At 65.4% G+C, this 22,073-nt stretch carries 19 protein-coding genes; 9 read left to right on the top strand and 10 right to left on the bottom strand.

Annotated elements, in window-relative coordinates; genetic code table 11:
• Positions 1 to 20 precede the first annotated feature (20 nt).
• From LDO54_RS27410 to LDO54_RS27420, 3 genes are all read left to right on the top strand, one after another.
• On the top strand, positions 21 to 899 hold the full coding sequence (locus LDO54_RS27410; RefSeq protein ID WP_224013883.1) for a colicin transporter: 879 nt from the start codon (positions 21 to 23) through the stop codon (positions 897 to 899).
• 82 nt (positions 900 to 981) lie between these two features.
• Positions 982 to 1,215, top strand: a complete 234-nt coding sequence (locus tag LDO54_RS27415) for a DUF465 domain-containing protein (protein ID WP_224013885.1) — start codon at positions 982 to 984, stop codon at positions 1,213 to 1,215.
• A 75-nt stretch (positions 1,216 to 1,290) separates the two neighbouring features.
• Positions 1,291 to 3,537, top strand: coding sequence for an ATP-dependent DNA helicase (locus LDO54_RS27420; RefSeq protein WP_224013887.1), 2,247 nt, complete (start codon positions 1,291 to 1,293; stop codon positions 3,535 to 3,537).
• A 217-nt stretch (positions 3,538 to 3,754) separates the two neighbouring features.
• On the opposite strand, the gene LDO54_RS27425 is transcribed toward LDO54_RS27420, so the two are convergent.
• Positions 3,755 to 4,030, bottom strand: coding sequence for a hypothetical protein (locus LDO54_RS27425; protein ID WP_082991928.1), 276 nt, complete (start codon positions 4,028 to 4,030; stop codon positions 3,755 to 3,757).
• A gap of 232 nt (positions 4,031 to 4,262) precedes the next feature.
• Complete coding sequence (locus tag LDO54_RS27430) at positions 4,263 to 5,513, bottom strand: cupin domain-containing protein (RefSeq protein ID WP_224013917.1); 1,251 nt, start codon at positions 5,511 to 5,513, stop codon at positions 4,263 to 4,265.
• A gap of 32 nt (positions 5,514 to 5,545) precedes the next feature.
• Between LDO54_RS27430 and LDO54_RS27435 the strand changes: the two genes are divergently transcribed.
• Positions 5,546 to 6,091, top strand: a complete 546-nt coding sequence (locus LDO54_RS27435; protein WP_224013889.1) for an FKBP-type peptidyl-prolyl cis-trans isomerase — start codon at positions 5,546 to 5,548, stop codon at positions 6,089 to 6,091.
• Positions 6,092 to 6,208: 117 nt separating this feature from the next.
• On the opposite strand, the gene LDO54_RS27440 is transcribed toward LDO54_RS27435, so the two are convergent.
• The 4 genes from LDO54_RS27440 to LDO54_RS27455 form a co-directional block, all read right to left on the bottom strand.
• A complete protein-coding gene (locus tag LDO54_RS27440) occupies positions 6,209 to 7,630 on the bottom strand; it encodes a hypothetical protein (RefSeq protein ID WP_224013891.1) in 1,422 nt (473 codons plus the stop codon).
• A 73-nt stretch (positions 7,631 to 7,703) separates the two neighbouring features.
• Positions 7,704 to 10,412: a DNA mismatch repair protein MutS gene (gene mutS / locus LDO54_RS27445; protein ID WP_224013893.1), complete on the bottom strand. Its 2,709-nt coding sequence runs from the start codon at positions 10,410 to 10,412 to the stop codon at positions 7,704 to 7,706.
• Positions 10,413 to 10,525: 113 nt separating this feature from the next.
• Complete coding sequence (lplT, locus tag LDO54_RS27450) at positions 10,526 to 11,824, bottom strand: lysophospholipid transporter LplT (RefSeq protein ID WP_224013895.1); 1,299 nt, start codon at positions 11,822 to 11,824, stop codon at positions 10,526 to 10,528.
• Positions 11,825 to 12,153: 329 nt separating this feature from the next.
• Positions 12,154 to 12,954, bottom strand: coding sequence for an inositol monophosphatase family protein (locus tag LDO54_RS27455; protein WP_224013897.1), 801 nt, complete (start codon positions 12,952 to 12,954; stop codon positions 12,154 to 12,156).
• A gap of 385 nt (positions 12,955 to 13,339) precedes the next feature.
• Here LDO54_RS27455 and LDO54_RS27460 point away from each other — a divergent pair, with 385 nt between their 5' ends.
• Positions 13,340 to 14,155: an RNA methyltransferase gene (locus LDO54_RS27460; RefSeq protein ID WP_415774446.1), complete on the top strand. Its 816-nt coding sequence runs from the start codon at positions 13,340 to 13,342 to the stop codon at positions 14,153 to 14,155.
• Positions 14,156 to 14,415: 260 nt separating this feature from the next.
• Positions 14,416 to 15,243, top strand: coding sequence for a serine O-acetyltransferase (cysE, locus tag LDO54_RS27465; protein WP_224013899.1), 828 nt, complete (start codon positions 14,416 to 14,418; stop codon positions 15,241 to 15,243).
• A 100-nt stretch (positions 15,244 to 15,343) separates the two neighbouring features.
• Here the strand turns inward: cysE and LDO54_RS27470 are convergent, their stop codons facing one another.
• From LDO54_RS27470 to LDO54_RS27485, 4 genes are all read right to left on the bottom strand, one after another.
• On the bottom strand, positions 15,344 to 16,141 hold the full coding sequence (locus tag LDO54_RS27470) for a UDP-2,3-diacylglucosamine diphosphatase (protein ID WP_224013901.1): 798 nt from the start codon (positions 16,139 to 16,141) through the stop codon (positions 15,344 to 15,346).
• 24 nt (positions 16,142 to 16,165) lie between these two features.
• Positions 16,166 to 16,660 carry a peptidylprolyl isomerase gene (locus tag LDO54_RS27475; RefSeq protein ID WP_065060212.1) on the bottom strand — a complete coding sequence of 165 codons (495 nt, stop codon included), beginning with the start codon at positions 16,658 to 16,660 and terminating at the stop codon, positions 16,166 to 16,168.
• Between the two features lie 139 nt (positions 16,661 to 16,799).
• Complete coding sequence (locus tag LDO54_RS27480; RefSeq protein WP_074984459.1) at positions 16,800 to 17,381, bottom strand: peptidylprolyl isomerase; 582 nt, start codon at positions 17,379 to 17,381, stop codon at positions 16,800 to 16,802.
• Between the two features lie 63 nt (positions 17,382 to 17,444).
• A complete protein-coding gene (locus LDO54_RS27485) occupies positions 17,445 to 18,149 on the bottom strand; it encodes a tetratricopeptide repeat protein (RefSeq protein WP_224013903.1) in 705 nt (234 codons plus the stop codon).
• A gap of 375 nt (positions 18,150 to 18,524) precedes the next feature.
• Here LDO54_RS27485 and cysS point away from each other — a divergent pair, with 375 nt between their 5' ends.
• From cysS to LDO54_RS27500, 3 genes are all read left to right on the top strand, one after another.
• Positions 18,525 to 19,922 carry a cysteine--tRNA ligase gene (cysS, locus tag LDO54_RS27490; protein WP_224013905.1) on the top strand — a complete coding sequence of 466 codons (1,398 nt, stop codon included), beginning with the start codon at positions 18,525 to 18,527 and terminating at the stop codon, positions 19,920 to 19,922.
• Positions 19,923 to 19,969: 47 nt separating this feature from the next.
• Complete coding sequence (locus LDO54_RS27495; RefSeq protein ID WP_224013907.1) at positions 19,970 to 20,878, top strand: DNA-3-methyladenine glycosylase family protein; 909 nt, start codon at positions 19,970 to 19,972, stop codon at positions 20,876 to 20,878.
• Positions 20,879 to 21,061: 183 nt separating this feature from the next.
• Positions 21,062 to 22,033, top strand: a complete 972-nt coding sequence (locus LDO54_RS27500) for an acetyl-CoA carboxylase carboxyltransferase subunit alpha (protein ID WP_224013909.1) — start codon at positions 21,062 to 21,064, stop codon at positions 22,031 to 22,033.
• Positions 22,034 to 22,073 lie beyond the last annotated feature (40 nt).

Here is a 22,073-nt window from a genome sequence, read left to right on the forward strand (position 1 = left end):
GTGCCGTCGCGTTGCTGGCGATGGCGAACGTTCCGGCCCTCGCGCAAGATGAGGCAGCCCAAGGCGGCGCGGCTAGCGGTGCGCAAGCCACGAGCCCGGTCGAAGTAGGCGGTCCGATCGGATCGGGCGCTTCGGCGCCGCTTGCGGCTTCGGACGCGGCGAATGCCGGGGTGCAGAACGATTTTGGCGCGCGTCAGAAGGTGCTTGACCGCCGCACGGCGGAGAACAACTACCAATACGGCGTGGCGCAGCACAACTGCTACGACACGTTCTTCGTGAATCACTGTCTTGGCAAGGCGCGCGACGCGATGCGCGTGGTGCAGGCGGACATCCGCCATCAGCAGTTGCAGCTCGACGAAGAACAGCGCGCCGACAACGCTCGCCGCCGCGACGAGCAGACCGCCCTGCAACGCGCGCGCGACGAAGCCGACGCGCCGCAGCGGGCCGCGAACGAGGCGAAGAGTTCGCAGACCTTCGAGGACAAGCAGCGTCAGCACGCGCTCGATCAGGCGCAGCGTCAGGCCGAAGCGCCGCAGCGCGCCGCGAACGCGCAGGCGTATCAGGACAAGCAGCGTCAGCATGCGCTGGATCAGGCGCAGCGTCAGGGCGAACAGGCCCAGTCGCAACGCACCGCCAATCAGGCCGCGTACGACAAGAAGCAGTCGGACTACCAGAAGCAGCTCGAGCAGGCGCGCGCGCAAGGTCAGCAGAAGGCGCAGGAACGCGCCGACAAGGCTGAACGCTTCCAGCAGAAGCAGGATGAGGCGGCGAAGCATAAGGCTGACGTGGAAGCGCGTCAGAAACAGGCGGCTGAGAAGGCGCAGCAGCAGGCGCAACAGAAGCAGCAGCAGGAACAACAGCAGCAGCAACAGCAGCAACAGCAATCGCAGGGCAAGTAGCACTCCGCTTTTTCAGCCGGTCAGCAACCTCAGGCGCGCGCCTCTTCGCACGGCGTGCGCCGATCATGACGAGGAGGCGAGCATGCGCGAGCATCGTGAAGTCAAAGGCGAGGTCCTTCGTGACCGCATTCTGCAACTGGAATCGGAACACGGCGATCTCAATCGTCTGATCGAGAGGCTCTGTGAGAAGTCGGACTTCGACGATCTCGAACTGCAAAAGCTGAAGAGGCGCAAGCTCAAGCTCAAGGACAACATCATCCTGCTGCAATTGCAGCTGGACCCCGATTCAACGAAGACCTCGAACGGGCACGCCTGATTCCGGGTCCCGGCAGGCGCCGGGGCGCGGCCGCAATCGGGCTGTGCCTCGAGGACCGAGCAGGAACCGCTTGCCTTGAATTCAACGACCGTTTCCCGAACCCAGTCTGCACGCGATGGCGGCGCGCGGACTGGCGACGCTCGCGCCGCGCAAGCCGCATCGCCCGCGCTGAGCACGCGTCGCGCCGCCGAACTCCAGGAACTCTTTGCCGCCGACGGCCTGCTCGCACGCGAGATCGATGGCTATCGTCCGCGTGCCGCGCAGATCGAGATGGCGAGCGCCGTCGCGGCCGCGATGGAAGCCGCCGCGCAGGCGCAGCCCGATCCCGCCGCGTTCGAGTTGCAGTCGCGCCCGGCGCGGCGTCTGGAACGTGGCGCGCCCGTACCGGCCTCCGCGAACGGCGACGACGCATCGGGCGCCGGCGAGTCGGGCGACAACACGCTGATCGTCGAAGCGGGGACGGGCACGGGCAAGACCTACGCCTATCTCGTGCCGGCCATGCTGTGGGGCGGCAAGGTGATCGTCTCCACGGGCACGAAGCATTTGCAGGATCAGCTTTTCGCCCGCGACATTCCGACCGTGCGCGACGCGCTCGCGGTGCCCGTGAGCGTGGCGATGCTCAAGGGTCGCTCGAACTATCTGTGTCACTACTATTTGCAGCGCACGGCCGACAACGGCCGCTTGCCGTCGCGCCAGGAAACCTCGTATCTGCAGGAGATCATCCGCTTCGCGAAGATCACGCGTTCGGGCGACAAGGCCGAACTCGCGAGCGTGCCGGAGACGGCGGCCGTGTGGTCGATGGTCACCTCGACGCGCGATAACTGCCTCGGTCAGGAGTGTCCGCATTACAAGGATTGCTTCGTGATGCAGGCACGCCGCGAAGCGCAGCAGGCGGACATCGTGGTGGTCAATCACCATCTGTTCTTCGCCGACATCATGCTGCGCGACACCGGCATGGCCGAACTGCTGCCGAGCGCGAACACGATCATCTTCGACGAAGCGCATCAGTTGCCTGAAACCGCCACGCTGTTTTTCGGCGAGACGCTCTCGACCGCGCAGTTCCTCGAACTCGCGCGCGATTGTGTCGCGGAAGGTCTCGCGCATGCGCGCGATGCGGTGGAGTGGGTGAAGCTGGCCGCGGGCGTCGAACGCGCCGCGCGCGACGTGCGTCTTGCGTTCAAGGAAGATTCGCTGCGGCTCTCGATCACGCAGTTGCCCGAGGACCATCCGCTGTTCGATGCGCTCGATGCGTTGCAGACCGAGTTGGGTACGCTCGCCACGGCGCTGGCGGGTCAGGCCGAACGCGCGGAATCGCTGGGCACCTGCCTGCGCCGCGCGCGCGAGTTGCAGGGCATCCTCGCGGGCTGGACTGGCGCCGCGGTAGCCGAGCCGGCGCGCAAGCCCGAAGGCGAGGGTGAGGCCGCCAACGATCACCCGGGCGACGACGAAAAGGTCCGCTGGGTCGAAGTGTTCTCGCATACGGTGCAGTTGCACGAGACGCCGCTCTCGGTCGCGCCGATTTTCGCGAAGCAGCGCGCGGGCGTGCCGCGCACGTGGATTTTCACGTCGGCGACGCTGTCGGTGCGCGGCGACTTCACGCACTACGCGGCGCAGATGGGCTTGAGTTCGCGCCGTTCGATGACCTTGCCGAGCCCGTTCGATTATCCGCAGCAGGGTTTGCTGTACGTGCCGCGCAACATGCCGCAGCCGTCGTCGCCGCAGTTCACCGACGCTGTGTTCGATGCCGCGTTGCCGGCGATCGAGGCATCGGGCGGTGGCGTGTTCATGCTGTGCACAACGTTGCGCGCAGTCGACCGTATCGCCGCGAAGCTGCGCGATACGATCGAGGCACGCGGCTGGAATACGCCCTTGCTCGTGCAGGGTGACGCGAGCCGTACCGAGCTGCTGGAGCGCTTCCGCGCGTACGGCAATGCGATCCTCGTGGGCAGCCAGAGCTTCTGGGAAGGCGTCGACGTGCGCGGGGATGCGCTCTCGCTCGTCGTCATCGACAAGCTGCCGTTCGCGCCGCCCGACGATCCCGTGCTTGCTGCGCGACTCGATGCGCTGACCAAGAAGGGTTTGAGTCCGTTTGCGGTACATCAACTTCCGCAAGCTGTAATCACGCTCAAGCAGGGCGCGGGCCGCTTGATTCGCGCTGAGACCGATCGCGGCGTGTTGATGATCTGCGATACGCGTCTCGTCGATAAGCCGTATGGACGCCGTATCTGGCAAAGTCTGCCGCCGTTCAAGCGCACGCGCGAAATCGAAGTCGTGCAGGCGTTCTTCGAAGGCGAGGAAGAAGAGGGCGGGCAAGCCGGCTAATCAGGCTGCGCGCGTAATACACGCTTGCAGATGCGTCGCGGTTGTTACATGCGCGACGCATCATGCAATCACGATGGAAAACAAAAAAGCCACGAACTTGCGTTCGTGGCTTTTTTGCTTGCCCGCTGTGCGACTGACGATGTCGTCAGGCTGCACCGCGGTTCGCTGCGATGCCCGCTGGAGCCGAAGCTCTGCACGGGCCTCGCGCGAATGCAGCTTACTGGCTTGCGCCCGATGCCGGAGCAGCTGCCGAAGCGGCTGCGTCCGAAGCAGCAGCGCCAGCGTCCGAAGCAGCAGCCGTAGCCGAAGCAGCAGCGTCGCTCGCAGCAGCAGCAGCGCCCGAAGCAGCAGCAGCAGCGTCCGAAGCGGCAGCAGCCGGTGCCGAAGCAGCCGTTGCGTCGCTAGCCGGCGCAGCGGCTTGGTCGCTGCTCTTGTTGCACGCAGCGAGTGCAACAGCTGCCAGCAGGGATGCTACGAGGAGGGATTTCTTCATGATCACGTCCTTTTATGGTTAAAGGTAAGCAACAGCGCAAAATAATACCGGTAAATGTGCCCCAACACCGACCTGAGCCGCTGGTGGAGATGCACTGCAAGAGCGTGAATCTTCCCTACGGCCTGGGCGGAAATTATAGGCACTTTCGTATCGACCGTCGACAAATCCGGGGACAATACGTTGTCTTTCTCATACAAGCACTATATTAGTACGGTATAACAGTCCGAAGCGCTTACGCAAGCTCTCCGGTCCGTATCCAGCCCGCACAATACCATTCGTGTAGTAACGCTGTCACACACGAATCGTGTGAGAGTGTTACAAAGCGTTTCCCATCCAGAAAGCGGTTGTCAGCCAAGGCCGGCAGCCACTTTCGGGCTTCTCTGAGCAAGTACTGTTCCCCGTTCAGGTAGTACGACCGCGCATCGTAAAGCAGGATTGTCCTGCGGTCGAGTCTTATCCCGCTTTTCGCGGCGCGCGCAACAAAACGGGCCTCGTCGAGGGGTTTTTCGGGGGCGTCGAAGACCACATTGGCCTTCGGTTCCGAAAGGTACGAGCCTACGAACGACGACACATCGGCGTCGCTCCAACGCACTTTAGCAAGCACGGACGCAACGCGCTCCACAAGTGCCGGGGGCAATTGCGCGGGATGCGTCACGGCGGGCTGATCCGGGTCGCGATAAAGCCCGTTCTTGCCCGCTTTCGCGCCGGGTTGTGCGGCATCGTCTGCGCCACGTTCGGCGAGCCAGTAAAGAAACTGGTTCGTGAGCTCCGACGTGGAAGGCGAGCGAAAGCCGATCGAGCAGGTCATGCACTCGCCCTCGGCCACGCCGTCGTGCGCGATATGCGGCGGCAGATAGAGCATGTCGCCGGGTTCCAGCACCCATTCTTCCTCGGGCTCGAAATTCGCGAGAATCTTCAGCGGCATGCCTTCCTGCAGCGAGAGGTCGCGCTGCGCGCCAATGCGCCAGCGGCGCTTGCCGTGCACCTGCAGGAGAAACACATCGTACGAATCGAAATGCGGGCCGACGCCGCCGCCATCGCTCGCATACGAGATCATCAGATCGTCGAGGCGCGCGTCGGGCGCGAAGCGGAAGCGTTCGAGCAGCGCGCGGGCGCGGTCGTCATGGAGATCGGCGCCTTGCACGAGCAGCGTCCATTGACGCGTTTTCGGCGTCGGCAGCTCGTCGGACGAGAACGGGCCGTGTTCGAGCGACCAGCGCTTGCGGAAATGCGTGATGAGGCGCGATTCGACGTCGTCGCTGTCGGCGAGCGCGAACAACTCGTCGCGAGAGAGCGGCGCTTCGATGCCGGGTATCGCCTGGCGGATCAAGAGCGGCTTTTTCTGCCAGTATTGCTTCATGAACTGCGCCGGACTCAGGCCGTTTAGCAGCGGCGTGGGGGTGTCAGGCGCGGGGCGTGCCGGGGAGGAGGGGGCGCGCTGCTTGCGCGCGTCCTCCAGGTGGTCAGGGGACCGCTTGGGCATCGTATAATGAGGTCTGTAATCTGGAGGATCGAATGAAAATTGCAAAGGACACCGTCGTGTCGGTCGCTTACAAGCTATCGGATGCGCAGGGCAATCTGATTGAGGAAAGCGACGAGCCGATGGTCTATCTGCACGGCGGCTATGATGGCACGTTCCCCAAGATCGAGGAAGTGCTGGACGGCAAGGAGCCGGGCTTCGAGACCCAGATCCAGCTTGAGCCGCAGGATGCGTTTGGCGAGTACGATCCCGAACTCGTGAAGATCGAGCCGCGCACGCGCTTCCCGGAACCGCTCGAAGTCGGCATGCAGTTCGAAGGCACGCCGGAAGAAGGCGACGAGGATCTCGACGCGCTCATCTACACCGTCACCGACGTCGCGGAAGACAAGGTCGTGCTCGACGGCAATCATCCGCTCGCGGGCATGGCCCTGCGTTTCGCGCTCACCGTGAAGGAAGTGCGTCAGGCGACGGAAGACGAAATCGAGCATGAGCACGCGCATGGCGCGGACGGACTCGAAGTCATCGACGAAGACGAGGAAGACGACGGCGACGAAGCCGACTCGAAACCTACCCTGCACTGATCTCGCCGATCAGTCGACGCGCCGGCCTCAGGGCCGGCGTTTTTCGTTTACGCGCGTGTTAAGTGGCTGTTCGGTCGAGGCACGTGTGCGCAGTTGATCACTCAGTCACTCAGTCACTCAGTCATTCGGCGCCGCGCTGCTGGCGGGTGTGGCACCGTGGCCGACCCAGGGCGGCGCGAACTGCGGCTGGTGCTGCGTGGAGGGTGAAGACGCCGAAGAAGGCGAGGACGCTGCACCCGGCGCGGGAGTCGCCGGCGCGCCTGGCCAATCCGGTGGCACGGCCGCACCGCTCGCGGGCGTAGCGGGCATGCCGTTCACGCCATACGCACCATTGACGTCTGGGGCCTGCTGCATGCCGGGAATTTCGGTGACGTCGGGCATCGACGACACTTCGGGCATGTCCGGCACAGCCGGCGACATATTGATGCCGGGCAACGGCGGCGGTTCCTGCGGCGGCAGCAGCGGCAGATGTTTCGGTACGTCGCGCACGCTGATGCGCAACGGTGTGCGGCGTGTCATGTCCGCGTCGATCTGTAGCCACTGCGTGAGCGGATCGCGCAGCGCGACCGAGATGCGCGTCACGTTAGCAATCCTGACGCCCTTCTCGGTGCGCAACGGCTGATCGATCGCGAAACCGCGCGCGAGCCGCGCCTCGTCGGGATTGATGATCACGATCGGGCCGCGAAAGGTCTCGGACGCCTTGACGAGGCTGCGCCGCAATTCGCTATAACCGTCGCGCTGTGCGTGCCTGAAGCGCAGCCACGCGAAGCGCTCGGGCCGCTCGTAATGCTCGGGCATCGCATTGCCCTGCATGAAGATGACGATGGCGCGCGCGTTGCGCCGCCGCGCGTATTCAGCCGCGTGTTCGATCCAGAAGCCGTTGGCGATGACGCGGTCTTCGAATTCGCCGTTGCGGCCGCCCGCGTTCAGATAGTGGTTGTTGTCGCCGGGCACGTTCAGCGCGATGAACACCGTGTCGCCGGTCTGCCAGCGCGCGTTTTCGCGATAAGGCCGAAAGCGCGACACTTCGCTTTCGCGCGTGAGCGTGAGCGGGTTTTCGCCGAGCGAATTGCTGTCGCCGAAAAAATTCTGACGCAGAAAATCGAGCCGCTCGACCGGATCCCACGCGCCGCTGCCGTTCGTGCCGCAATTCGCCCAGTCACGCTGGCCGGGCACGAATATGAGCGGCGGGCGCGACCCCGAAAGCAGCGCGTGACGACGCTCGTACAGGCTGTCCGCACAGGATTCGCGCGGGCCTTTGAGATTGCCGTCGTAGACCACGAAGGAGATTTGCGGATCGCGGCCGATCGCATCGACGAGACGTTGCAGCGTGCCTTCGTCGCCCGGTTCGGTGACGACGTTCGCGAGGACCGCGAACGCATAGCGTTGCGAGGCAGCGGGCGCAGCCGATTGCAGTTGCGCGTGCGCGAGACCGGGCAGCGCGAGCGCAATCAGCGAACCCAGCACGCCGAACATGCTGATAGTCAGGCGCAGCGCACGCACCAGCCTGACGACCGACGCGCGCCTGATGCCGTGCACATTTTTCAGATAACGCGAATGCGCAAGCCCGCGGCCTCGTATGGCAGGCCGCGGTGGCGTCGCAGGGCGACGCTCAGCGTTTGGCGTCCGGCGCAGTGGCCAGCTCATGCAGTTCGTACAGCAGGTCGAGCGCATCGCGCGGGCGCAGTTCGTTCGGATCGATCGCGCGCAGACGCTCGGCGACACGCGCCGCCGCGAGATCTTCCTCGGCTTGCGGTGCGTCTTCGACGTAGTGCTTCGGTGCGTCGAATTCGTCCTCGCTCGCAGCGGACGGCGCGGCGAACAGATCGAGCTGCGGCGTGGGCTGGCCCGCCGACATCTGCTCCAGATGCACGAGATGCTTGCGCGCCGCGCGGATCACCGGATTGGGCACGCCCGCCAGTTGCGCAACCTGCAAGCCGTAACTCTGGTTCGCTGGGCCTTCGCTGACGGCGTGCAGGAACACGATGCCATGACCGTGCTCGACCGCCGAAAGATGCACGTTGGCCGCCTGCGCGAACTCGGCGGGCAGTTGCGTGAGTTCGAAGTAGTGCGTGGCGAACAGCGTCTGGCAACCGTTGCTCGACAGCAGATGCCGCGCGATGGCCCACGCGAGCGCGAGACCGTCGAAGGTCGAGGTGCCGCGCCCGATTTCGTCCATCAGCACGAGGCTTTGCGGCGTGGCGTCGTTGAGAATCGCCGCGGCTTCGGTCATCTCGACCATGAAGGTCGAGCGCCCGCCCGCGAGATCGTCGGCCGCGCCGATACGCGTGAAGATGCGGTCGATCGGACCGAAGCGCGCGCGCTTCGCGGGCACGTAGCTGCCCACGTAGGCGAGCAGCGCGATCAGCGCGGTCTGGCGCATGAAGGTCGATTTACCGCCCATGTTCGGGCCGGTGATCAGCAGCAGCTTGCGGTCCGCGTTGAGCACACAGTCGTTCGCGATGAACTGTTCGACCTGCGCTTCGACCACCGGATGACGGCCTTGCTCGATCTCGATGCCGGGCGCTTCGGAAAATTCCGGCGCGGCCCAGTCGAGCGCGCGTGCGCGTTCCGCGAAGGCGGCCAGCAGGTCGAGCTCGGCGAGTGCGGCGGCCACGCGCTGGCAGTCGAGCAGATACGGCAGCAGCGATTGCAGCAGCGCTTCGTAGAGCGCCTTCTCGCGTGCGAGCGCGCGCTCCTGCGCGGAGAGCGCCTTGTCTTCGAACGTCTTCAGTTCGGGCGTGATGTAGCGCTCGGCGTTCTTCAGCGTCTGGCGTCGGCGATAGTCGTCGGGGACCTTGTCCGTCTGACCGCGCGTGACTTCGATATAGAAGCCGTGCACCTTGTTGTACTCGACGCGCAGATTGCCGATGCCCGTGCGTGTGCGTTCGCGTGCTTCGAGATCGATCAGGAACTGGCCGCAGTTCTCGGACATGTCGCGCAGCTCGTCGAGTTCCGCGTCGTAGCCGCGCGCAATCACGCCACCGTCGCGGATCATGGCCGCCGGTTCGGGCGCGACCGCGCGTTGCAGCAGTTCGGCGCAGCCGGGCGGCGGATCGAGCAGGTCGACGATGCGCGCGAGCGGCGCCGATGCGCCGCCTGTGGCCGCGACCTGTTCGCGCAGCGCGGGCAGGGCGGCGAAGGTGTCGCGCAGGCTCGACAAGTCGCGCGGACGCGCCGACAGCAGCGCGAGACGCCCGGTGATGCGTTCGACGTCGGCGATCTGGCGCAGCGCGCTGCGCAGGGAATCGACGCTCGCGGGCGGCGGGGCGTCGAGCAGCGCGCCGATGGCTTGCTGGCGCGTTTGCGCGATGCCGGCGTCGCGCGGCGGATGATGCAGCCAGTGACGCAGCAGACGGCTGCCCATGGTCGTGCTGCAGGTGTCGAGCAGCGAGCACAGCGTGGGCGACTCGGTGCCGCGCAGCGTTTCGGTGAGTTCGAGATTGCGCCGCGTGGCCGGATCGAGGCCGATATATTCCGATTCGGCTTCGACCTTCAGGCTGCGCACGTGACGCAGTTGCTGGCCTTGCGTGGCCGCCGCGTAGAGCAGCAGCGCGCCGGCCGCGCCGCAGGCGCTCGTGAGCGTCTGCGCGCCGAAGCCGTCGAGGCTCGCCACGTCGAGCTGGTCGCACAGGCGCTGGCGGCCCGACGCGACGTCGAAGTGCCACGCGGGCACACGCGTGAGCGCACCGGGCGTCGTGCCCGAGCTCGCGGACGGTGGCGCCCAGCCCGACGACTCCGCGGGCATTTCCGCGACCAGAATTTCCGCCGGACGGATGCGTTCGAATGCCGCTGCGACCTGTTCCGGCGCGACTTCCGCGAGGCGCAGCGCGCCGCTTGCGAGATTGAGCCACGCGAGGCCGACGTTGACCGTCGCGCCGCGCCGGTTGTGGCCGGGGCAGACCGCCATCAGGTAGACGTCGTTCTTGTCGGAGAGCAGGGCCGCGTCGGTGAGCGTGCCGGGCGTGACCACGCGCACGACCTTGCGTTCGACCGGCCCCTTCGAGGTGGCCGGGTCGCCGATCTGTTCGCAGATCGCCACCGACTCGCCGAGCTTCACGAGTTTGGCGAGATATTGCTCGCAGGCGTGATGCGGCACGCCCGCCATCTTGATGGGATTGCCCGCCGATGCGCCGCGCTGCGTGAGCGTGAGGTCGAGCAGGCGCGCGGCCTTCTCCGCGTCTTCGAAGAACAGCTCGTAGAAGTCGCCCATCCGGTAGAACACGAGCGTGCCCGGATGATCGGCCTTGATGCGCAAATATTGCTGCATCATGGGAGTGTGTTGCGCGGTGTCGGCTGCGCCTGCGGTGTGTGTAGCCATCCTCGGTGTCTTGCTTAAGGTTCAGGGCGTGAGTGTAACCCGCGCGGGGGGCGCGTGAACCTGGCCGGATGGCTAGCGCATGCGCGCGCCATGCCGCCAGGCGGTGTTCGCGCTCATTCGTCGACGAGCGCCTGCATGTCCACGGCGCGCGCGTTCGCGGCACTCCGTCGCATCGCGAGCCAGATCATCCCCGATACGAACACGCCGAATACGACAATGATCCACTGCACGGGCATCTTCGCCGTGAGCAGCAGCGCGTAGGCGCCGAGCATCATCAGCACGGCGAGGTTCTGGTTGAAATTCTGCACGGCGATCGAATGGCCGGCCGAGAGCAGCGTCGCGCCCCGATGCTGGAGCAGCGCGTTCATCGGCACGATGAAAAAGCCCGCGAGCGTGCCGAGCGCGATCATCAGCGGATATGCGAACAGCAGGTAGAAGGGCAGCACGAAGGTGCCGAAGCGCAGGCCTTCGCCGGCCGGGAACAGGCTCTTGCTGTAGAACGCCATCGCCATCGCCACGATGCCGCAGAGGACGCCCACCGGCAGCACGCGCAGCGACGCGCGCAACGACACCCACGCCGCCGCCGCGCCCGCGCCGAGCGCGATGCCGAGCCCGGTCACGCCCTGCATCACGGCCGCTTTCGAGAGCGTGAGGCCGAGATTGGCATCGGCCCATTTGAGCACGAGCAACTGCAGCGTGACGGCCGCGCCCCACATCAGGGTCGTGACCCACAGTGCGATCTGCGCGAGCTTGTCGGCCCACAGCACGTTGAAGCAGTGCACGAAGTCGCCGACCAGCCGCGCCGGTTCCTTGAGGCGGTTTTCATAGCGCGCGCCGGTATCGGGAATGCCGAAGTTGATGAGCGCCGCGATGGCGTAAGTGATCATCACCGCGAGCATCGCGAGATCGGCTGCGGAGTGGATCAGCGGCATCGGATGATGCGTGACGAAACGCTGCGCGTAGGTCGATACGAGCGTGCCGCCGAGCATGGTGCCGACGATGGTCGAGAGCACTGTCGCCGATTCGAGCCACGCGTTGGCCGCGACGAGTTTTTCGGCAGGCAGTAATTCGGTCAGGATTCCGTACTTTGCGGGCGAGTAGGCCGCCGCGCCGAAACCGACCACGCCGTAGGCGAGCATCGGATGCACGCCCGCGATCATCAGCAGGCAGCCAACGGCCTTGAGCGCGTTCGAGACGAACATCACGTGGCGCTTTTGCAGCGCGTCGGCGAACGCGCCGACGAAGGGCGCGAGCAGCACGTACGAAACCGTGAAAAAGATTTGCAGAAGCGGCGTGACCCAGGCCGGCGACGAGATCACCGTGAGCAGCGCGATTGCCGCGATCAGCAGCGCGTTGTCGGCGAGCGACGAAACGAACTGCGCGGCGATGATCGTGTAGAAGCCTTTTTTCATCGCGGGTTGGAGCGGTTGAACGACGGCTCGATGGCCCAGGCGACCATGGCGCGGAAAACGCAATACAACGAAACCGGCACGGAAAGACGATGAAAAAAGCGGCCGAAGCCGCTTGATGGTGCGGGTGAGTGTCGCGTGGCGCGTGTTCGCGCTGCCGATTCGACGCTTGTCCCCGCTGCCTTGCTCGTCGTGATCCGTGCCGCTTTCCAGTTTCCCGGATTGTGACACGCGCCGCCGCGCGCCGCAGTGTTCCTCGCAATCGCCTTACAGCTTCATGCGGGACGCTCGCGGCTGCGTTGCCGCTTTGATGCGGCGGCGGCTCAGCGCGCTCAGGCTTCCTTCTTGACGCGCGTGTACTTCGAGAGGATCGGCACCATTTGCGCGTAGATCTTCGGGTTGCCCGCGACGATTTCGCCGACGTGCAGGAAGTCCGAGTCGCCCGTGTAGTTGCCGATCAGGCCGCCGGCTTCCGTCACCAGCAGCGCGCCCGCGGCGACGTCCCACGGCTTGAGGCCCTGTTCGAAGAAGCCGTCCATGCGGCCCGCGGCGACGTTCGCCAGATCGAGCGCGGCGGCGCCCGGGCGGCGCAGGCCGGCGCAGGCGTTGGTCATCGCGGCGAACAGTTCGCAGTAGCTGTCGAGGCCGTCCTTTTCGCGGAACGGGAAGCCCGTGCCGATCAGGCCGTCGGCCAGACGGTCGCGGCGGCCCACGCGGATGCGGCGGTCGTTCAGGAACGCGCCACGGCCGCGCGAGGCGGTGAAGAGGTCGTTGCGGGTCGGGTCATAGACCACGGCCTGCGTGACGATGCCCTTGTGCACGAGCGCGATCGAGACGCAGTAGTACTGGAAGCCGTGGATGAAGTTCGTGGTGCCGTCGAGCGGATCGATGATCCACTGGTATTCCGACTCGTTGGCCGATTCGCCGGATTCTTCGGCGAGGATCGCGTGATCGGGGTAGGCGGTGGTGAGCGTTTCGATGATGGCGGCTTCGGCCGCCTTGTCGACTTCCGTGACGAAATCGTTGTGCTGCTTCTTCGCGACCTGCACGAGGTCGAGATCGAGCGACGCGCGGTTGATGATCTGTCCGGCGCGGCGCGCGGCCTTGACAGCGATGTTGAGCATGGGATGCATGAGCCTGGATCCTTGTTGTCCGGCGCGCGCATCGGCACGCGCACCGGTGGTGCGAAAGATAAAGCGTCTAACGATTGGACAGGGCGCGGGCCTGGCGGCCGCGGAACCTGTCCCGCCAACGGAGACGAATTGAATAAGAACGGGGCGCGGCGGCCTTGCGGGCCCGGTTTTCCGGTCAGTCTGACGGCCGGAAAACGCGCGCGAATCTGGCATTTTACCCGATTTCCGGTCGGCTTCGGGGGACTTCGGATGGACGGGAAGCGGGTGGTGCTCGGGCGGTGGCGGGGCGGTGCTGGCGGGCTTGCTCCGCGCCGTCCCCAATAGGCCCGGCGCGCGAGCCGCGCTAACATAGATGCTTCACTGACCACGCCGTACGAGATTCATCTTGGAGCACCCCGATTCACACGCCGCCGATGCGGCACACGAGCCGCTGCGCGGCGGTTTCACGTCCACGCGTTTCGTGCTGGTCGAGCCCAGCCATCCGGGCAACGTCGGCGCTGCGGCGCGCGCGTTGAAGACGATGGGTTTTTCGCGGCTCGTGCTGGTCGCGCCGCGCGTGCCGCAGGTGCACTGCGATCCCGAGGCGATCGCGATGGCCAGCGGTGCCGACGACGTGCTCGCAGCCGCCCACATCGTCCCCACGCTCGCCGACGCCCTCGCGGGCTCGTCCTGGTCGCTCGCGCTCACGGCGCGCACGCGCGAATACGGGCCGCCGCCGGCCGCGCCGCGCCACGCGGTGCAGGACGCCTGCCGTCAGGTCGCGCACGGCGACATCGCGCTGGTGTTCGGCAACGAGCGCACCGGCCTGTCGAACGAGGACGTCGAGCGCTGCACGGCGCTCGCGCACATTCCCGCCAATCCGGCCTATAGCTCGCTCAACCTCGCGCAGGCCGTGCAGGTGCTGGCCTACGAACTGCGCCTCGCGTATCTGTCCGAGGACTCGCCGGGCGCCGCGCTGCCGACCGCCGGCACGCCGGACGCGGGCACGCCGCTCGCCACCAGCGACGATATCGAGCGCATGTACGTGCATCTGGAAAACGCGCTGATCGCGCTCGATTTTCTCGATCCAGCCAATCCGAAGAAGCTGATGTCGCGTTTGCGGCGTCTGTTCGCGCGTTCGGGGCTCGAGCGCGAGGAAGTCAACATCGTGCGCGGCATCGCCAAGCACATCCTCCTCAAGAGCAAGGACGGCGCGAAGTAAGCGTCGCGGCTCCGACCTTGATGGCCGCGTGGACTTGCCAGGCCACGCGCGCCTTTGGCCTACAATCGACTGCACATCACAAGCAAATCAGCGTGGCTGCTAAGGGATTGCCGAGGGATCGCGAGGCGGAATCGTCCGCCATCGACCGCGATTTCCTGCGTATCCCGAGTTTCCCGACGCCACGCGCGAGCCGTGCGCGCCCCGAGTGGGCGACGCGCGGCCGATTCCCCTGTTCCTCACGTTCGAAGCGTGTGAAAGCCATGTTCAAGAGACTTCGCGAAGATATCGCCACGATCCGCGAGCGCGATCCCGCCGCTCGCAGCGCCTGGGAAGTCCTCACCTGTTATCCGGGGCTGCACGCGCTCGTGCTGCATCGTTTCGCGCATGCCTGCTGGCTCGCGAAGCGCCGCTGGCTCGCGCGTTACGTCTCGCAACTCGCGCGCTTTCTCACCGGCATCGAGATCCATCCGGGCGCGACCATCGGCCGGCGCGTGTTCATCGATCACGGCATGGGCGTCGTGATCGGCGAGACGGCGGAAGTCGGCGACGATTGCACGATCTATCAGGGCGTGACGCTCGGCGGCACGTCGCTGACGCGGGGCGCCAAGCGTCACCCGACGCTCGGCGCGGGCGTGATCGTGGGCGCGGGCGCGAAGGTGCTCGGCGGCTTCACGGTGGGCGCGCAAGCCAAGATCGGCTCGAATGCCGTGGTCGTGAAGCCGGTGCCCGAAGGCGCGACGGCGGTGGGGAATCCGGCGCGTATCGTCGCGCCCGCGAAGACGCCGCCGCAGCAGGCGAAGGCCGCATCCGCGCGCGAGGGCTTCTGCGCGTACGGCATTTCGCCGAACGCCGACGATCCGGTGTCGCTGGCCATTCACGGCCTGATCGATCACGCGGCGACGCAGACGCAACGCGTCGATGCGATCGTGGTCGCGCTCGAACGGCTGGGCGCGCGTCTCGAAGCGCTGCATGGCGCGGATGCCGCGCTCGCGGAATTGCGCCGTCTTTCGGCGGGGTTCGAAGGCGGCGCGGCGGCGCGTGAGGGTGAGCAGGCGCAGGCGCGCGATGAGGCTGCGGCGCGGGTTTGAGCGCGTAGCACCTGATACGTTCATCACGCGTCGTAAGGTAAAACAGCCGCTTCAAGCGGCTGTTTTTATTTTCGGTCTGATGTACCGAGCCCCGCGCCCCTCAATCGAGCGGCAACATCCTGAACCCTTCGGCGTCCACGCGCAACAATCCGCCGCGCGGCTTGCCGTGATCGAGATCCCAGTCGGGCAGCACCCAGCGTGTGCCGCCGGGTTCCTGATGACGCGCGGGCCGGTGCGTATGCCCGTGAATGATCGTGTTCGCACGGGCGCGCTTGAACAACGCCGCGACGCCTTTCGCCGTCACATCGTATTTCGGCAGCGACGGCCCGTCGCGACGTTCCTCGCTCGCGCGTCGCGCGCGTTCGGCGAGTGCGATGCGCCAGCGGTACGGCCACGCGAGAAACAGCAGTTGCGGCAGCCGGTTGCGCGCGAATTTGCGGAAGAACTGATAGCCGCGGTCGTCGGTGCACATGGCGTCGCCGTGCGCGAGCGCGATGCGCGTGCCGAACGCGGTGATCGCGATGGGGTCGGGCAGCCAGATCGCGCCCGCCGCTTTCATGAAGCGTTTGCCCATCAGGAAGTCGCGATTCCCGTGCATGATGTACAGCGCGATGCCGCGCTCGGAGAGCGTGTGCATCAACGCGGCCATGCGCGCGAAAAACGGATTGGCGAGCATGTCGTCGCCGATCCAGTATTCGAAGAGGTCGCCGAGTATGAACACCGAGTCGGCCTGATCGGCCGTCACGTGGATGAAGTGTTCGAACGCGGCGACCGTGTGCGGAATCGCTTCATTCAGATGCAGGTCCGAGATGAAGAGAAACGGGCGCGCCGCATGAGGGCGCTTGCCCTCGCCGGGCACGCCCGCGGCGGCGTGTCTGAGTGCCTTGTCCTGCAGCATCGATGAAGCGAGCGCCCTGTTGCGTTATTCGACGACGACAGCCTTCTCGATCACGACGTCGTCGACCGGCACGTCCTGATGGAAGCCCTTCGAGCCCGTCTTGACCGACTTGATCTTCTCGACCACGTCCAGGCCGTCGACGACCTTGCCGAACACGGCGTAGCCCCAGCCTTGCGGCGTCGGCGACGAGTGGTTCAGGAAGTCGTTGTCGGCGACGTTGATGAAGAATTGCGCCGACGCCGAATGCGGGTCGTTGGTGCGTGCCATCGCGATCGAGCCGCGCACGTTCTTCAGACCGTTGTTCGCTTCGTTTTCGATCGGCGCTTCGGTCGGCTTCTGCTTCATGCCGGCTTCGAAACCGCCGCCCTGGATCATGAAGCCGTCGATGACGCGGTGGAACACCGTGCCGTTGTAGTGGCCGCTGTTCACGTAGTTAAGGAAGTTAGCGACCGTCTTCGGCGCCTTTTCGGCGTTCAGTTCGAGCTTGATGACGCCGTGGTTCGTATGCAGTTCGACCATGATGGAATCCTTTGCCTATGGGTGCCTGAGTGTGTCTGAGGCGGGGGGGTGAAAGGGCGGTGCGGTTTCGGCACGAGGCGAGGCGTTTGCCTTCGCGTGTGCCGGCGCCGCGCCGCGCGACGAATGGTGGGGTGTGAGCTTACTTGCCGACCACGGTGGCCGACTGGATCACGACGTTCGTTTGCGGCACGTCGGACATCGGGCCGCGCGAAGTGGTGGGCGTCGCTTCGATCTTCTTCACGACGTCGAGACCCTGCGTGACCTTGCCGAACACCGCGTAGCCGTTGCCGTCCGGGTTCGGATAGTCGAGGTTGGCGTTATCCACGGTGTTGATGAAGAACTGCGCCGTCGCCGAATTCGGGTCGCTCGTGCGCGCCATCGCGAGCATGCCGGTGGTGTTCTTCAGGCCGTTCTTGCTTTCGAGCGGAATCGGCGCGCGCGTGGGCTTCTCGACGAAGCTCGTGGTGTAGCCGCCGCCCTGGATCATGAAGCCGCGGATCACGCGATGGAAGATCGTGCCGTTGTACTGGCCGGACTTCACGTACTGGAGGAAGTTGTCGACGGTCTTGGGCGCCTTCTCGGGATAGAGTTCGACGCGAATGTCGCCATCACTGGTCTTGAAGAGCACCTGCGGATGCGCGGCTTGCGGGCCGTTCTGCGCAAAGGCGGGTGCGTTCGCGATCAGGGCGGCGCTGCCGAGCGCCAACATCAACCATTTCATGAGTATCCTCGGAAGTGCGGGGAAAAACGTGTCGCAGTCACGCCGCGCGCGGCGTGCTGCGGCTTAGTTCGATGGCGCCACGAACGGCGGCATCGCGAGCGACCCGGTCGGGCCGCCGAACTGGATCACCGGATTGTCGAGCATCGGGCCCACGTGCTTGCTCGTGGCCGTCTCCGATGCGCCGGATTCGCCCTTGGCCTTCTTCGACTTCGGCGGATTGACGATCTTCTCGATGTCGGCGAGACGCTGCTGCGTGGGGCCGCTCGTATGGCCGAGCGTGCTCGCGCGGCGGTACGAGGCGTCGGCCAGACGCAGGTACAGGTCGCCGAGATTCTCCCACGCGAGGCTGTACGACGGATTCGCCTTGGTGGCCGTTTCCAGCGCGATGCGGGCTTCGTCGTAACGGCCGTGCTTCGCGTAGAGCGCCGCGAGATTGTTATAGGGCTCGGGCAGTTCCGGGTAGGTCTGCGTGAGTTCGGTGAAGGCCTCGATGGCGTCGTCGTCGCGGCCAAGACGCGCGAGGATGGTCGCGCGCTTGAACTTCGCCTGCACGTCGCGCGGGTTCGACTTGATGCGCGCGTCGAGCTCGTTCAGCGCCGTGGCCCAGTCGTGCTGGCCGATGGCGGAGTCCGCGGCAGGCGTGCCGTCGGCCGTAGCGGGCGGTGCCGCATGCGCGGCGGACAGGCCGCCGAGAACGAAACCGAGGCTCGCGAGAGCCGCCGCCGCAAAGGTCGCAGCGCGAGGCGCGCGGCCGCTGGAAGATTTCATAGGGTGAGGTCGCGGTGTTATACTCCGAGCCATTCTAACAAAAGGTCTGTGCGTTTTCGTCGCGTGAAATCGCTGCGCCCGATTCGGCGCCGGTTCCAGCTGGTTACGGCCAGTTCCGGGGCGGTTGCATGAAGGGGTTGCGTGCCAACATCGCGAATGGGAACGCAAGCGTCGTGCAAGCGTCGCCGCCACGCAAAATCGCTCGCGACGCTGCGCTGAACGCCAGGCTTTCTTTCGCCACTCGTGGTCGTCTCCGCCCTGATGACTGATTGAGCGCGACTGTACGCAGCTCCAGGAGCGCGGTGCTTCGCATGCCCCGCTCGCTGCTGTCGGCGCCACCGCGGATTTCTTTCGACCCACGTATCCATCGTCTTTATGGAATCACTGCGCATCTACAACACGCTCGCGCGTGACAAGCAAAATTTCGTGCCACTCGAGCCCGGCGTCGTACGCATGTACGTCTGCGGCATGACGGTGTACGACTATTGTCACGTTGGCCACGCGCGTGTGATGGTGGTGTTCGACGTCGTGCAGCGCTGGCTGCGCACGCTCGGTTACAACGTGACCTATGTGCGCAACATCACCGACATCGACGACAAGATCATTCGCCGCGCGGTGGAAAACGGCGAAACCATCAAGCAGCTCACCGACCGTTTCATCGACGCGCTGCATGAAGACGCAGACGCGCTCGGCGTCGCGCGTCCCGATCACGAGCCGCGCGCGACGCAGTACATTCCGCAGATGCTCGACATGATCGGCATGCTGGAAAAGAACGGCTACGCGTATCAAGGTTCGGACGGCGACGTGAACTACGCGGTGCGCAAGTTCGCGCACTACGGCGCGCTCTCGGGCAAGTCGATCGAAGACCTGCGCGCGGGCGAGCGTGTGGCGGCGAACGATGCCAAGCAGGATCCGCTTGACTTCGTACTGTGGAAACAGGCAAAACCAGAGGAGCCGGCGGACACGAGCTGGGACTCGAAATACGGCCGTGGCCGTCCGGGCTGGCATATCGAATGTTCGGCGATGGGCTGCACGCTGCTCGGCGATCATTTCGACATTCATGGCGGCGGGCAGGATCTGCAGTTCCCGCACCACGAAAACGAAATCGCGCAGAGCGAAGGCGCGACGGGCGAGAAGTTCGTCAACTACTGGATGCACAACGGTTTCGTGCAGATCGACAACGAGAAGATGTCGAAGTCGCTTGGCAACTTCTTCACGATCCGCGAAGTGCTCGCGAAGTACGACGCCGAAGTGGTGCGCTTTTTCATGGCGCGCGCGCATTACCGCTCGCCGCTGAATTACAGCGACGTGCATCTCGACGACGCCCGCAATGCGCTCACGCGTCTGTACACGGCGCTCAAGGATGTCACGCCGGATGCCGGCGAGCTCGACTGGAACGAGGCGTACGCGCAGCGTTTCCGTACCGCGATGAACGACGACTTCAATACGCCGGTCGCCATCTCGGTGCTGTTCGAACTCGCGACGGAAGTGAACCGCACGCGCGACGTGGTGCTGGCGCGTCAGTTGCAGCGTCTGGGCCGCGTGCTCGGCGTGCTCGTGCGCGAACCGCGCGCGTTCCTGCAGCAGGCTGCGGGCGCGCAGGACGCGGGCGCGCTCGACGTGTCGGCGATCGAGGCGAAGATTGCCGCGCGCGTCGCCGCGAAGCAGGCAAAACAGTATGCGGAGGCGGACCGGATCCGGGCCGAACTGCTCGATGCCGGTGTTGCGCTCGAAGACAAACCGGGCGGATTGACCGAGTGGCGCCGCGTTTGAGCGGGCTGTCCAGTTTCCACTGATCGATTCGCGAGGCAGGAGGCAGGATGGCAACGGCCACGAAGACGCAGGCCAGGCGGTCTGCGTCGCTTACGGGCGCGGCAGGCGATGCGGCGAAACGCGCCGCGCGCGGCGCCCAGAAACAGCAGGAAGCCGACGCCGTGAAGGCGGACGGCGTCAAGAAGCGCGCGCTCAACGGCGCGGCGCAGGAAGGTGCGGGCAAAACGCGCGCGAAGGTCAACGGCGCTGCCGATAGCATCGGCGCGATGCCGGCCGCGTCGCCCGAAGGCGCGCATGGCGACGCTGCGGATGCAGCGGCTGCGCCGTCGCGCGGCGTCGAGGCCGACGTGGTGCGCCCCGACTATTGGGACAAGGCCTGCGCGGACCTCGTCAAGCGCGACCGCATCCTCAAGAAACTCATTCCGAAATTCGGCCCCGTGCATCTGATGAGCAGCGACGATCCGTTCGTCACGCTCGCGCGCTCGGTGGTCGGTCAGCAGATTTCGACGGCCGCGGCGCAGGCGCTGTGGCAGAAGGTCGAGGCCGCGTGTCCGAAGCTCGTGCCGCAGCAGTTCATCAAGCTCGGCCACGAAAAACTCGCGGCGTGCGGACTGTCCAAGCGCAAGACGGAGTACATCCTCGATCTCGCGCAGCACTTCGTGTCCGGCGCGCTGCACGTCGGCAAGTGGACCACGATGGACGACGAGGACGTGATCGCCGAACTCACGGCCATCCGCGGCATTGGCCGCTGGACCGCTGAGATGTTCCTGATCTTCAATCTCGCGCGTCCGAACGTGCTGCCGCTCGACGATCTCGGTCTGATTCAGGCGATCAGCGTCAACTACTTCAGCGGCGAGCCCGTCACGCGCAGCGAAGCGCGTGAAGTGGCGGCCAACTGGGAGCCGTGGCGTACCGTCGCAACCTGGTATATGTGGCGCAGTCTCGAGCCTTCGTAAGCCCGGGGCGATCGGGCGGGGCGCCGCGCGCGGGGTGCGCGGCAGTTCCGTCCCCGATTTGATTCGTCCTGGTTTCTTCAGCTTTATCCTATCGTTATAAGAATTCGATAGTTCTGCGCCGATTTCGACACGGGCCGGCGCGGTTAGAATACGCGCTGCCGCAAAGTGCAAGGATTCCAACACATGAAAACCACGTTTCTGGATTTCGAGCAGCCGATCGCTGAACTCGAAGCGAAGATCGAAGAACTGCGCTTCGTTCAGGACGACTCGGCTGTCGATATTTCGGAAGAAATCGACCGGCTGTCGAAAAAGAGCCAGCAACTCACGAAGGACCTCTACGCGAACCTGAGCCCGTGGCAGGTTTCGCAGATCGCGCGTCATCCGCAGCGTCCGTACACGCTCGATTACGTGCATGAGCTGTTCACCGATTTCCACGAACTGCATGGCGACCGTTCGTTCGCGGACGACCTGTCGGTGGTCGGCGGCCTCGCACGCTTCAACGGCCAGGCCTGCATGATCATCGGCCACCAGAAGGGCCGCGACACGAAGGAGCGCGCCGCGCGCAACTTCGGCATGCCGCGTCCTGAAGGCTATCGCAAGGCCGAGCGCCTGATGCGCCTCGCCGAGAAGTTCGGCCTGCCCATCTTCACGTTCGTCGACACGCCGGGCGCGTACCCGGGTATCGGCGCGGAAGAGCGCGGCCAGTCGGAAGCCATCGGCCACAATCTCTACGTGATGGCCGAGTTGAAGACGCCGATCATCACGACGATCATCGGTGAAGGCGGTTCGGGCGGCGCGCTCGCGATCGCGGTCGCCGACACGGTCATGATGCTGCAGTTCTCGACCTACTCGGTGATCTCGCCGGAAGGTTGCGCGTCGATCCTCTGGAAGAGTGCCGCCAAGGCGCCCGAAGCCGCTGAAGCGCTGGGCCTCACGGCGCACCGCCTGAAGGCGCTCGGCCTGATCGACAAGATCGTGAACGAGCCGCTCGGCGGCGCGCATCGCGATCCGAAGGGCATGGCCGCGCTGCTGCGCCGTGCGCTTTCCGACTCGCTGCGCCAGTTCCAGGGCATGAGCATCGCCGAGCTGAAGGACCGCCGTTTCGAGCGCCTGATGACCTACGGCAAGTTCAAGGAATCGACGCCGGGCGCGTAAGCGCACGCCGTCATCAACGTCTGCCGGCGCTCGCGCGCCG

This window comes from Paraburkholderia tropica, assembly GCF_914484835.1.
Taxonomy (GTDB): Bacteria; Pseudomonadota; Gammaproteobacteria; order Burkholderiales; family Burkholderiaceae; genus Paraburkholderia; species Paraburkholderia tropica_A.